Annotated in this window: 8 protein-coding genes; 7 read left to right on the top strand and 1 reads right to left on the bottom strand. The window is 32.4% G+C overall.

Annotated features, from left to right (window positions below; genetic code table 11):
• Positions 1–99: 99 nt before the first annotated feature.
• Entirely contained in the window at positions 100–2,562 is a 2,463-nt protein-coding gene (priA, locus tag AC27L2_RS05645) for a primosomal protein N' (protein WP_487210727.1), read from the top strand.
• Between the two features lie 49 nt (positions 2,563–2,611).
• On the opposite strand, the gene AC27L2_RS05640 is transcribed toward priA, so the two are convergent.
• Positions 2,612–3,436, bottom strand: a complete 825-nt coding sequence (locus AC27L2_RS05640) for a YIP1 family protein (RefSeq protein ID WP_487210726.1) — start codon at positions 3,434–3,436, stop codon at positions 2,612–2,614.
• A 214-nt stretch (positions 3,437–3,650) separates the two neighbouring features.
• Between AC27L2_RS05640 and AC27L2_RS05635 the strand changes: the two genes are divergently transcribed.
• The 6 genes from AC27L2_RS05635 (at position 3,651) to AC27L2_RS05610 (ending at position 13,310) form a co-directional block, all read left to right on the top strand.
• The gene (locus tag AC27L2_RS05635) at positions 3,651–4,577 is read left to right on the top strand and encodes a CPBP family glutamic-type intramembrane protease (protein WP_487210725.1); all 927 of its coding nucleotides are present in this window, start codon (positions 3,651–3,653) and stop codon (positions 4,575–4,577) included.
• A 12-nt stretch (positions 4,578–4,589) separates the two neighbouring features.
• Positions 4,590–4,952, top strand: a complete 363-nt coding sequence (locus tag AC27L2_RS05630) for a putative signal transducing protein (RefSeq protein WP_487210724.1) — start codon at positions 4,590–4,592, stop codon at positions 4,950–4,952.
• Positions 4,936–5,766, top strand: a complete 831-nt coding sequence (locus AC27L2_RS05625; protein WP_487210723.1) for a phosphatidate cytidylyltransferase — start codon at positions 4,936–4,938, stop codon at positions 5,764–5,766. The genes AC27L2_RS05630 and AC27L2_RS05625 overlap by 17 nt, the downstream gene beginning before the upstream one ends.
• 25 nt (positions 5,767–5,791) lie before the next feature.
• A complete protein-coding gene (locus tag AC27L2_RS05620; RefSeq protein WP_487210722.1) occupies positions 5,792–6,871 on the top strand; it encodes an alpha/beta hydrolase family protein in 1,080 nt (359 codons plus the stop codon).
• 453 nt (positions 6,872–7,324) lie between these two features.
• Positions 7,325–11,887, top strand: coding sequence for a glutamate synthase large subunit (gene gltB, locus AC27L2_RS05615; protein ID WP_487210721.1), 4,563 nt, complete (start codon positions 7,325–7,327; stop codon positions 11,885–11,887).
• Positions 11,880–13,310 (top strand): glutamate synthase subunit beta, encoded by a 1,431-nt coding sequence (locus AC27L2_RS05610; protein WP_487210720.1) that lies wholly within the window; start codon positions 11,880–11,882, stop codon positions 13,308–13,310. Before gltB ends, AC27L2_RS05610 begins: the two co-directional genes overlap by 8 nt.
• Positions 13,311–13,397: the final 87 nt, after the last annotated feature.

Genomic DNA, 13,397 nt, shown 5'->3' with positions numbered 1-13,397 from the left:
TTCCATAATGTTTTTACAAAGATAGACATTTCATTTATAATTTTGTTATGGATGTTTAGAATAGTTAAATTGTATTCAAATTATTTTATCAATTTAATTATGTATGCACAAGTAGTTTTTCCACTTCCATTTAGAAATGCTTTTACTTATTCAATACCAGACGAATTATTGGATTTGGTTCAAATTGGTGTGCGTGTTGTTGCTCCTTTTGGCAAAAGAATTTTAACAGGTTTTGTGATTGATATAAATGAAACAACTGAAGTAAAAGAAAAGATAAAGCCAATTAAAGATGTATTGGATGCACATCCAATTTTCGATAAAGAATCACTAAAATTTTATGAATGGATTGCTGAATACTACTTAAGTTCACTTGGCGAAGCTCTTAAAAATTCTGTTCCATATGGAACTGAAATAGAATCCAGAAGAAAAGTTGTAGCTGATAAAGAATTTTGTACAGAACTTCTTTCAAAAGAAAAAAAGCAAAATACACTCAAAGCAAAATTACTTGGCGTATTGTCACAAAAAGAAGTGATAAAAATTTCACAACTTCAAAAAGAAGTAAAGAATAAAAATCTTTATTCAGTTCTAAGAAATCTTGAAAAATTAGGAGCAGTTACAGTTCTAACTGAAATTGAAAGTGCAAAAGTAAGAGCAAAAAAAGTAAAATGTGTTAAGTTGAAAAAAAGCATAGACGAAACTTATCAGTATTTACCAGAAATCGAAAAGTCTTCTCCCAAACAGGTTGTAATACTTCTTGAGCTTTTGTCTTCCAAAGATGAAGTTTATTTAAGTGAATTATTAAAAAAAACAAAAACAAGTTCATCTACAATTAACAGCTTGATTAAAAAAGGATTGGTAGAAATTTATGAAAAGGAAGTTGAAAGAACTTATAAAGAAACTTACAACGAAGAATTAAAAGAAGTTCAGTTGACAGAAGCACAAAAAAATGTAGTTGATAGAATTAATGATGCACTCGAAAAAAATAAATTCGAAACTTTTCTTCTTCATGGTGTAACTGGAAGCGGCAAAACTCAAGTTTATATTGAACTGACAAAAAGAGTAATTAAAAGCGGGAAGAATGTTATTATCCTTGTCCCTGAAATTTCACTTACTCCTCAAATTACTTCTCGGTTCATAAATTATTTTGGAGATGCAGTTGCAGTATTTCACAGCAGAATGTCGTTAGGTGAACGATATGATACATGGCGCGGAATAATTTCGAACAAATATAAAATTGTAATTGGTCCTCGTTCTGCTCTGTTTGCTCCTTTGAAAAACATTGGACTAATTGTAGTTGATGAAGAACATGATCAGAGTTATAAGCAGCAGGAAATTGTTCCCAAATATCATGCGAGGGATTCTGCAATTATTAGAGCAAAATTCAACAACTGTCCAATCATACTTGGTTCTGCAACGCCATCAATTGAAAGCATGTACAATGCATTAAATGGAAAATATGTTTTGCTTGAACTTCCTGAAAGAATTGATAATGCAAAAATGCCTGTCATTAAATTAATTGATGTTGTAATTGAACAAAAAAAGAAAAAAATGGAAAGCATATTTTCAAAAATTTTACTTGATGAAATAGGTAATAGAATTGCGAAGAAAGAAAGTGTTATCATTTTACAAAACAGAAGAGGTTTTGCTACACAGGTTTATTGTAACGACTGCGGCGAAGTTATTCTTTGTCCTGATTGTTCTGTTTCAATGGTTCATCATATAAATAAAAATATTTTGAAATGTCATTATTGCAGTATTACATTGCCCGTTCCAAAAGCATGTCCAGTTTGCGGTTCTCTCTCGCTGAAATTTTTTGGAACAGGAACACAACGCGTTGAAGATGAGCTTGAATTTTATTTTCCTGATTTAAAAATCGAAAGAGTTGATTCTGATGCAATTGAAAGAAAAGGAAAACTTGGTGAAATTTTAAACAGATTTAGAAAAGGAGAAATTAATATTCTTGTTGGAACTCAAATGGTTTCAAAAGGATTGGATTTTGCAAATGTAACTTTGGTTGGAGTTATTTCAGCAGAAACAACATTATGGATTCCTGATTTTAGAGCAGATGAAAGAACTTTTCAATTATTAACTCAAGTAGCAGGCAGAGCAGGCAGAAGTGAAAAGCAAGGTGAAGTAATTATTCAAACACAGAATTCAAGAAATTTTGTTCTTCAAAAAGTTTTACAAAATGATTACAAAGGCTTTTATGAAAAAGAAATTGTTTTAAGACAAAAAGGAGACTATCCGCCATTTACAAGACTTGGCTTAATAGAAATTAAAGATGAAAAAGAAGAGCGAGCACGAGCTGCCATTACAGAATTTTTTAATTATCTTAAGAAATATGAAAAGGGATTAAAAATTTCTCCGCCGACTGAAGCAGTAATTTATAAACTCAAAGGTTTCTACAGATTTCATATTCTTGTCAGAAGTTATAAAAAAACCGACCCTTCAGGAAAAATACTGAGAAATGCAATTTTGAATTCATATATTGAATTCAATCAGAAAACAAAATTCAAAGATGTAAAATTATTGATTGACATTGACCCGCAGAATATTTTATGAAAATTGTGCTGCCAGCAGATTAATCTTTTACTACTGACAGCACAAATCATTAAGCACTTAAAAAGCTTAAGAAAGGAACCGCTCTGCCAATTAAGAATAGTAAAAATCCAAATCCAATCCACATGCAATAAATCAATACAAAATATTTTACTAGAGATTGTGACTTAAACATTTTAGCAAATCCAATACTTACAATTGCATAAAACCAGATTGAAAAAATATCTAACTTTGAAAGCAAAAAGTGAGCGTATGAACTCTGTTCTGTTTCAATAAATGCTGCTAAACTTGTTGATGTGAAAGATTTATCTGTTGCAAATGCTAATATTACCATAACTATAACCTGAATTACAAGAATGTAATATGGAAGTCCATATGCTGACATTGCATCCTTGTAAGTTCCCGCTCCTTTCAAAATTAATTTTGTAAGCAAGTAAAAAACTCCAGACACAATGAAAAATGTAATAAAAGTAAAAATTATAATTCCGAATGCACTAAAAATAGTATTTGCTATTCCGCCTCTTTCCATTCTTTCTCTAAAAGTTTCAAGCTGCTGTTCTTTTTGCGCTTCTGTCATTTGTCCTTTTGCAATTGCATCATCAAGACTTTTTTCAATTCGAGCCATCTGCTTTTCAATAATGGAAGATTTTATTGCAGGATTGCTCATCATCAATATGTTAGATAAAATTGCAACTACAATAAAAATAATTATTGGAATTAACCAGTCGCTTGTCTTGGGACCAGATGCACTCATTTTTGAAAAAGTATTAATTGGTTCTGCAAAAACACCAACCAGCTTGTCAGTGTGATTAAGTTCAAGTTCTTCCGGTTCGGCCGGAGACATTTCAGTTGCTTGCTGGTTTTTAGATTCTTCCATTAATTTGTTCCTCCTTTATATTTTTGAGGTATGCATAATAAATTTAGCAAAAAAATTTCATAAGTTTTCAAAAATCTTGTTTATGTGAGAATATTTAATTAATCTTAAACGGAAGGAAAATTTGTATCCCAAATTAGATTCATAAAATAAAATGGAAATTTATTCTTAATTTTATGTGGGCATGAAATTTTTTCAATAAAAATAAAAATGAATTATGAATGATGAATTAAATCCACAACAGCAAAATACGGAACAACCAGTAATCAATATCACTCCTGTTTCTGCAGCATTTATTGGTCTTGCACTTGTTTTTATACTTTATCAGTTTGGTGGTGCAATTTTGACTTTGTTAATCTTTGGGCTCGATTTCGAAAAAGCTGATATTAATGCTGTAAGATTGCTTACTATGGGTGGACAAATTTTATTAATTCTTGTTCCTTCTCTGCTTTTAAGTAAATTTATTTATGTCGATGTAACTTCTATTTTGAGAGTTAAATTTCCACATAAAAAAGAAATTATTGTATTCATAATTGGACTTATAATTCTTACACCACTGCTTCAAAACTTTTTATACATTCAAAATTATTTGATAGAAAAAATTGCTCAAAGCAGTCAGGTTGTTAAATCAATTAAAAATATAATTGACCAGCTTGATAAACTTCTCGAATCAACTTATACAAACTTGATAGTAGCTCATTCTTTTTTTGAAGGATTATTTATCATTTTAATTGTTGCAGTAGTTCCTGCATTGTGCGAAGAAGTTTTTTTCAGAGGATATGTGCAGTCAAGCTTTGAACATAAGTTCAAACCTTTGATGAGTGCATTCTTAACTGCATTTTTCTTTGGACTTTATCATTTCAATCCTTATGGCTTAATCCCATTAATTGCATTAGGCACATACTTTGGATTTGCAGCTTATATGAGTGATTCGATTTTTGTTCCAATGACACTTCACTTCTTAAATAATTTTCTGGCAGTTACTGCATATTTTGCATTCGGCAGCGAAGAACTAATTTCTTCAAAAGTTACTCCAGGAAGCGAGATTATTCAAAACATTATCAGTTTTGTGCTGCTTGGTTTATTGTTTGCAGCTTTTATTTATTACATAAGAAAAAATTATTATCGTTTTCAAACAAATTAAAGGAACATTAAAATGATTTGTCCAAATTGCGAATATGAATATGTCGAGGGAATTACAGTTTGTCCAGACTGTGGAACTCAGCTAATTCCCAAAGAAGATTTTGAAGGAAATCTTGTTCATCCATCTGATTGGATTGTTATATATACATGTTCGGAATATTATGAAGCTGAGATGCTGAAAGCAAATCTTGAAAGTGCTGATATCGAAACTTTAATACTTTCACAGAAAGATAAAAATTTTCCAGCAGTGGGCGATTTATCAATAGTAAAATTGCTTGTTAAAAAAACTGACCAGGAAGAAGCACTTGAAATAATAAATGATATCAACAGCAGAAACAAACAAAATAATGGAGAAAAAAATGACGAAAATGAGTAACCTTTCTACAAGAATTATTGTTGCTCTTTTCGCAATTCCTCTCATTATAATTTTGTCAATTGTTGGCAAAGTTCCATTTCTAATTTTTGTTTTCTTTATTGGATTAGTTTCTTTTTTTGAGTTCTCTAATATTCTTAAAAAAAGAAGATTTTACACGAATCAAGTTTTAGGAGGATTGTCAGTATTTGCCATAATTCTAAACAGCTATCTTCAATTCATTGAGATAGAATTTCTTTTTCTAATTGTTGTTTTGATTTTGTTATTAGCAGAATTATTTAGACATAAGGAATCAGAAATTGCAAATCTTGGAGCTTCATTAATTGGAATATTTTATATAGGATTTTTTTCTTCTTCATTAGTAAGATTAAGAGAATTCTACAGAGACACACTTTTTAATTATGACCAAGGTGGATATTTAATTATTTCAATTCTTGCATCAATATGGATTTGTGATTCAGCAGCATATTTTATTGGAAGTGCATTTGGCAGACACAAAATGTATCCGCGTATAAGTCCAAATAAAAGCTGGGAAGGTGCAGCAGCTGGTTTTGTTTTTTCTGTTCTTACAATGATTATTGCTAAAGAAATTTTTCTAAATTTAATTTCAATGGGAAATGCAATAGTAATTGGAATAATCATTGGAATATTTGGTCAAGCAGGAGATTTTGTAGAAAGCATGATTAAACGCGATGCAAATGTTAAAGATTCTTCTTCTCTTATTCCTGGTCACGGTGGAATTTTTGACCGCTTTGATTCTCTAATTTTTAGTGCCCCATTAATTTATATTTATATGTATTACTTCGCTCAATTTTAAGGGTAATTTTATCCGGGAGCCAGCAATGAATAAATTTTTCTTGCTTATAATTTATTCTTTAATGCTTCTGCAGATGAACTCAATGAAAGCACAGAATTCTGATTCTATTCTGAATGAAATTAATAAACTAAAAAAGTATAACGAAAACCTTGAACACAGGCTTGATGTTTTAGAAAAGAACATTGATGATGTTTTATGGTTTCAAAGAGTTGGTGATATTGCTTTTGTTGATAAAGTTTACATTGCAGGTCCACCATTAGCAAAAGAAAAAAATCCAACAGGACAGGGAGCAGGAAATCCTGTTAAATTTTGGTCTTATGTTTTTATTCCAAAAGGAATCGATTATTCAAAAAAATATCCGCTAATAGTTTTTCCTCATGGAGGAGTTCATGCAAACTTTACAACTTATTATACGCACATAATTCGAGAGTTAATGTATCAAAAATATATTGTAGTTGCTGCTGAATACAGAGGAAGTACAGGTTATGGAAAATCATTTTACGAAAAAATTGATTATGGTGGATTAGAAATTGAAGATGTAGATGCAAGTCGTCAATATATGCTTGATAATTATGAATTTGTTGATGCTAATCGTGTTGGAATTATTGGTTGGAGTCATGGAGGATTAATTGCATTAATGAGTGTATTTAATCATCCAGAAAATTATAAAGTTTGCTTTGCTGGTGTTCCTGTGAGTGATTTAATTGCAAGAATGGGTTACAAAGATGATGAATATAGAAAATTATTTTCTGCAGAATATCACATCGGAAAAACTGCAGATGAAAATGTAAATGAATACAAAAGAAGGTCGCCTGCATGGAATGCAGATAAACTTAAAACTCCGCTGTTAATTCATACCAATACAAATGATGAAGATGTAAATGTGCTTGAAGTGGAACATCTAATTAAATCATTGAAAGCAGCAAACAAAAAATTTGAGTATGAAATATTTCAGAATTTGCCTGGGGGCCATTCTTTTGACAGAATGGATACAAAAACTGCAAGAGAAATAAGAGTTAAGATTTATAAATTTTTAGATAAATATCTTAATCCAGAAGTAAAGATTAATTCAATTCAGGATATAAACAAAGCAGCATATAGATAAACAGCAGGAATAAAATTAATGTAATGTGATTTATCTATGTTAAAATTCTAAAGTAATATTCGACAATAAGATTAATAACTAAGGACAATTTATTTATCAGACTAAAAATTAATTTGTGTTGAAATTTTAAAATATTGCAATTACCAATTTTGTTATTTACATTTGCACAAAAAATATTAGCAATAAGAGATATTTCCAAAAGAATATCTTCTTTATCGAACAAGCCAAAAGCTTCTATTTGTAAATCTTGCGATAATTAATCAGAGCAAATTAAAATGAATTATATAGATTCAAGAATAAAAGAAATGAATTTATTCACACTTGTTAATAAAGTGAAGTTTATCACTTTAATCGAAAATTTATATCTTCATATTCATCATCGTAAAATTTAAGCCTGTTTGTTGAATATCCACCCAAATTATAATTTAATGTGAGAATTAAAGGGAGTTAAGAATGGAAGATTACAATTTTAATTTAAGAAAAGCAGATGGAAGCCTAATAGCAAATGGTTTATATGACCCAAGATTTGAACATGATAGTTGTGGAGTAGGATTTGTAGCCAAACTCGATGGTATTCCTACTCATAATATAGTTACAGATGCTATTACAGTTCTTGTTAATCTTGAACATCGTGGTGCAACAGGCGGGGATAAATCAACAGGTGACGGTGCCGGCATAATGGTTCAACTGCCAGATTTATTTTTTAGAAGAGAAGTCCCAGAAATTAAATTGCCTCAAATTGGTGATTATGCTGCCGGTATGGTTTTTATGCCAAAAGATAGTATGCTTTCAGATAAATGCAAAAAAATTGTTGAGAAAATTATTATTGATGAAGGTTGTGATGTGATTGGTTGGAGAAAAGTTCCTGTTTATGACTCAGTTATTGGAGAACTTGCAAAGAAAACTAAACCAGAAATTTATCAGCTCTTTGTTCATAGAGGAAAAATTTCTAAAGAAGATTTTGAAAGAAAACTTTATGTTATAAGAAGACTTGCAGAAAAAGAAATTGATGCTTTGAATGAAGATACAAGCCAATTTTATATAGCAAGTTTGTCTTCTAATAGAATTGTTTATAAAGGTTTGCTTTCTGCAAATCAACTACCTGTCTTTTATCCTGATTTGTCAAACGAAAATTTTGTTTCAAGTTTTGGAGTTGTGCATCAAAGATACAGCACAAATACTCTGCCTACATGGAATCTTGCTCAGCCGTTTAGATTTATGGCACACAATGGCGAAATAAATACTCTGAGCGGAAATATTAACAGAATGAAAGCAAGAGAACCTTTGCTGAAATCAGAATTATTTGGCGATGATATAGAAAAAATTAAACCTATCATAGTTGAATCTGGGAGTGACTCTGCAATTTTTGATAATGTTCTTGAATTGCTTGTGCTCGCAGGTCGTTCAATACCGCATGCAATGATGATGATGGTGCCCGAAGCTTATGGACCAAAAATTCAAATGAGCGAAGATAAAAGAGCTTTCTACGATTTCCATTCTTCAATAATGGAACCATGGGATGGTCCTGCTGCAATTGTATTTTGTGATTCAAGATTTTTAGGAGGAATTTTAGACCGTAATGGATTAAGACCAGCAAGATATACTATTACAAGAGATGGTCTTGTTGTGTTAGCTTCTGAAAGCGGTGTGCTTGATATCCCGGCAAGAGATATAATTAAAAGAAGCAGATTATCGCCCGGCAAAATGCTTCTTGTCGATTTTGCTCAGAACAGAGTTGTTCCTGATAAAGAAATTAAAGCTAAAATTTCTAGACAAAAACCTTACAGAAGATGGATTAAGGATAACATTATTACATTGAGAGGATTATTCAATCCTTCATCCGCACCTCAAGAAAGAGAAGATGTGCTGATAAAAAAACAACGAGTTTTTGGGTATACAGATGAGGAATTGAAATTAATAATTACTCCAATGGCTTCACGCAATCAGGAAGCAGTTGGCTCAATGGGTAATGATACACCTCTTGCAATTTTATCGAATCGCCCAAATTTACTTTTTTATTACTTCAAACAAAGATTTGCTCAGGTTACAAATCCTCCAATTGACCCTTTAAGAGAAGAACTTGTTATGTCACTTGAAAGTTTTGCAGGAGGTGAAGGCAATTTACTTGAAGAATCACCAGAAAACTTTAGAGGATTTAAATTTTCTCATCCAGTTCTTACTACAGATGATATTGTAAAAATTAAACAGGCAAATCATCCCAATGTAAAAGTTGATACAATTGATATCTTGTTTGATAAGCATGGTGGTGATAATGCTTTAGAATTAGCACTTGAGTCAATCTTTAATACTGCAGAAAAATTAGTTAATGAAGGAACCACTCTGATAATTTTATCGGATAGAAATCTTGATGAAAATAAAGTACCAATACCTTCGCTACTTGCTGTTGCAGGATTACATCATCATTTAATTAGAAAAGGACTAAGAACAAAAACAAGTATAATTGTAGATTCAGGCGAAGTAAGAGAAGTTATGAACTTTGCTCTCTTGATTAGCTATGGTGCTGATGCAATTTGTCCATATCTTGCTTTGAACACTGTCCGCTACTTAGCAGAAAATAATTTACTGGAACAAAAATTAAAACCAGAAGAAGCTATTGATTCATACATCATTGCTGTTAAGAAAGGACTTCTTAAAACAATGAGTCGTTTGGGCATTTCAACTTTGCACAGTTATTTTGCAGCTCAAACATTTGAAGCAGTTGGAATCAGTAAAGAAGTAATTGATAAGTATTTTACAGGAACAATATCTCGTCTTGGTGGAATTGGCTTGTATGAGATTCAGAAAGAAGCAATAATGAGACATAATTTAGGTTACCCCGAAAAAGGTATTCCAGAAAAATTACTTGAACCCGGTGGAGAATACAGCATTAGAGTTGGAGGAGAAAAACATTTTTGGAATCATGATTCTATAGCTAAACTTCAGCTTGCAACAAGAACAAATGATTATGAAGTATTCAAAGAATACACAAAGATTGTTAATGAAGGTGAAGATAGTCCTGTGACAATTAGAAGAATGCTGAAGTTCAAAAAACGAAATCCAATTCCAATCGAAGAAGTAGAACCTGTTGAAAGTATAATTAAAAGATTTGTTGTGTCTGCTATGTCATTTGGTTCAATAAGCAAAGAAGCACATGAAACAATTGCAATTGCAATGAATAGATTAGGTGCACGAAGCAACTCAGGCGAAGGCGGCGAAGATATGGAAAGAAATAAAGTTGATGAAAATGGTGATACTGCAAGATCTAAAGTAAAACAAGTTGCTTCGGGTCGTTTTGGTGTTACTCCCGAATATCTTTTAAGCGCAGAAGAACTGCAAATAAAAATTGCTCAAGGTGCAAAACCTGGAGAAGGCGGCCAATTGCCAGGTCATAAAGTTACTCCTGAAATAGCAAAGGTTCGTCATACAATTCCAGGTGTTACATTAATTTCACCTCCTCCGCATCATGATATTTATTCAATCGAAGATTTGGCACAGTTGATTTATGATTTGAAATGTATTAATCCCGATGCCAAAGTGTCAGTAAAGCTTGTTTCGGAATCGGGTGTTGGAACAGTTGCAGCCGGCGTAGCAAAAGCTAAAGCTGATTTAGTTTTAATTTCTGGTTATGAAGGTGGAACAGGTGCATCACCATTAACATCAATTAAACATACTGGAATACCATGGGAAATTGGACTTGCAGAAACTCATCAAACTTTGATACACAATAATTTGCGAGATAAAATAAAAGTTCAAGTTGATGGTCAATTAAAAACAGGAAGAGACATAGCAATTGCAGCATTGCTCGGTGCAGAAGAATTTGGTTTTGCTACTTCGGTTCTTATTACAATTGGATGTGTAATGCTGAGAAAGTGTCATCTCAATACTTGCTCGGTTGGTGTTGCAACTCAGGATCCATTGCTTCGTTCAAGATTTTCCGGAAAACCTGAATATATTGAAAGATATTTCAAATTCCTTGCTCAGGATTTACGAGAAATTATGGCAGAACTTGGATTCCGAACAGTTGATGAAATGGTAGGGCATACAGAAATTCTTGAATTTGACCCGCCAGAAGAGTTATGGAAAGCAAAGAAATTTGATTTAACTCCATTACTAAATTCAATGGTTGATACTGCAGGAAAGTGCTGTATGGTTGATGTTCCAAATCAGGTTGAAGTATTTGATGACCAATTAATTGAAATGGTAAAACCAGCCATTGAAGAACAAAAGCAAGTAGAAATTGAAATGCCAATTAGAAATATTCATAGAACAGTAGGTGCTCGTTTAAGTGGAAAGATTGTAAAGAAATATGGTGCAAAAGGATTACCAGATGATACAATCAAATTGAACTTCAAAGGTTCTGCAGGACAAAGCTTTGGTGCTTTTCTGGCTCCAGGTATAACTATGAGAATTGAAGGAGATGTAAATGATTATATGGGCAAAGGTATGTCAGGCGGCAGAATAATTATTGTTCCTCCTGAAGATGCTGATTATGTTCCTCATGAAAATATAATATGCGGTAATGTTGCTCTCTATGGTGCAACTGGAGGCGAAGTTTATATAAATGGAAAAGCAGGAGAGAGATTTGCTGTTCGAAATAGCGGTGCAAAAGCTGTTGTTGAAGGAGTTGGAGACCATGGCTGTGAATACATGACAGGAGGTATTGTCGTTTGCATCGGTTCAACAGGAAAAAATTTTGCTGCAGGCATGAGCGGCGGTATTGCTTATGTTTTTGATGAAAATCAATTATTTGATACAAGATGTAACCTCGATATGGTTGACCTTGAAAGTGTATGGAATAAAAATGATAAAATTCTATTACGTTCTATGATAGAAAAACATTACTACTTTACTAACAGTCCGCGTGCAAAAATGATACTTGAAAAATGGGAATCCAGTCTGCCTATGTTTGTAAAAGTAATGCCGATAGATTATAAGAAATCTCTTGAAAGAATGAAATTAAGCGAACATGCTGATGTAGAAACAGTCTCTGCAACTGAGGAGGTTTACAATGGCTAAAGCAACTGGTTTTATTGAATATGATAGAGAAAATCCACCTAAACTTCCTGTTCAGGAAAGAATAAAGAATTTTAAGGAATTTGAATTACTCCTTCCTGAAGATAAAATTGTATTACAGGCAGCAAGATGCATGGACTGCAGTATTCCTTATTGTCATTCCTATGGTTGTCCATGCAACAATAGAATTCCAGATTGGAATGATATGGTTTACAAAAATCACTGGAAACGTGCCCTCGATTTACTTCATTCAACTATTAATTTTCCTGAATTTACCGGAAGAGTTTGCCCGGCACCATGTGAGCATGCATGTACTTTGTCTATTAATCAAAAACCTGTTACAATCAAGCATATTGAATTGCAAATTGTAGAAAGAGGCTGGAAAGAAGGATGGATAAAACCTGAACCTGCACCATTTAAAACTGGAAAGAGAGTTGCTGTTATTGGTTCTGGTCCAGCTGGATTGGCTGCTGCACAACAACTTGCACGAAAAGGTCATGATGTTGTTGTCTTTGAGAAGAGTGATAGAATTGGAGGCATCTTACGATACGGAATTCCAGATTTCAAACTTGAAAAGTGGGTTATCGATAGAAGACTTGAACAAATGAAAGCTGAAGGTGTAATCTTTGAAACAAGCGTAAATGTAGGTGTCGATATTTCTGCTAAATATCTAAACAGAACATTCGATGCAATTATAATTGCTGCTGGTGCAACTGTTCCAAGAGATTTAAATATTCCAGGAAGAGAACTTAAAGGAATTCATTTCGCAATGGAATACTTGACACAGCAAAATAAAATTAATGCAGGTGATTATATTCCAGAAGACCAAATTATTACTGCAAAAGACAAACATGTTGTTGTAATTGGTGGAGGTGATACAGGTTCTGATTGTGTTGGAACTGCAATACGACAGGGTGCAAAGGATATAACTCAAATTGAAATTTTGCCTATGCCTCCGCAAACAAGAACTCCATACAATGCATGGCCCACATGGCCAAGAATTTTATTTACATCAACTTCTCACGAAGAAGGCTGCAATAGATTATGGTCTCTTTCTGCAAAATCTTTTGAAGGAGAAAATGGAGTTGTTAAAGCAATTAATTTCAGCGAACTTAAATGGAATGAACCAGATAAATATGGAAGAGCTGATTTTATTGAGGTTCCTGATTCGAATATTAAAATGAAAGCAGATTTGGTTCTTCTTGCTATGGGCTTTTTGCATGTTGAACATGGAAATTTAGTTAAGGATATGGATATCAAAACAGATAAACGCGGAAATATTATTGTCGATAAAAATTATAAAACTTCTGCTGATAAATTTTTTGCAACTGGAGATTCAATAATTGGTGCATCACTTGTTGTTCGTGCAATTAGTCATGGAAGAAAAGTTGCAGAAGCAGTAGACAACTATTTGAGCAATGTTTAAAAAAATTATTTCATAATTAAAAGATTGCAAAATTGCAAGTTGAGGTCTGGGTAATAGATTAAAAGTTATAGGTTACAAGTTCAAGGT

Source organism: Rosettibacter sp. KY25 (genome assembly GCF_057554405.1).
The sequence above is the reverse complement of the archived record's forward strand: the minus strand, read 5'-3'. Positions and strand labels throughout refer to the sequence as shown.

What these genes read in the sequence shown, in the direction of transcription:
- priA (WP_487210727.1), top strand. Translation starts at nt 100, where the DNA reads ATGTATGCACAAGTAGTTTTTCCACTTCCATTTAGAAATGCTTTTACT.
- AC27L2_RS05620 (WP_487210722.1), top strand. Translation starts at nt 5,792, where the DNA reads ATGAATAAATTTTTCTTGCTTATAATTTATTCTTTAATGCTTCTGCAG.
- AC27L2_RS05610 (WP_487210720.1), top strand. Translation starts at nt 11,880, where the DNA reads ATGGCTAAAGCAACTGGTTTTATTGAATATGATAGAGAAAATCCACCT.
- gltB (WP_487210721.1), top strand. Translation starts at nt 7,325, where the DNA reads ATGGAAGATTACAATTTTAATTTAAGAAAAGCAGATGGAAGCCTAATA.
- AC27L2_RS05630 (WP_487210724.1), top strand. Translation starts at nt 4,590, where the DNA reads ATGATTTGTCCAAATTGCGAATATGAATATGTCGAGGGAATTACAGTT.
- AC27L2_RS05625 (WP_487210723.1), top strand. Translation starts at nt 4,936, where the DNA reads ATGACGAAAATGAGTAACCTTTCTACAAGAATTATTGTTGCTCTTTTC.
- AC27L2_RS05640 (WP_487210726.1), bottom strand. Translation starts at nt 3,436, where the DNA reads ATGGAAGAATCTAAAAACCAGCAAGCAACTGAAATGTCTCCGGCCGAA.
- AC27L2_RS05635 (WP_487210725.1), top strand. Translation starts at nt 3,651, where the DNA reads ATGAATGATGAATTAAATCCACAACAGCAAAATACGGAACAACCAGTA.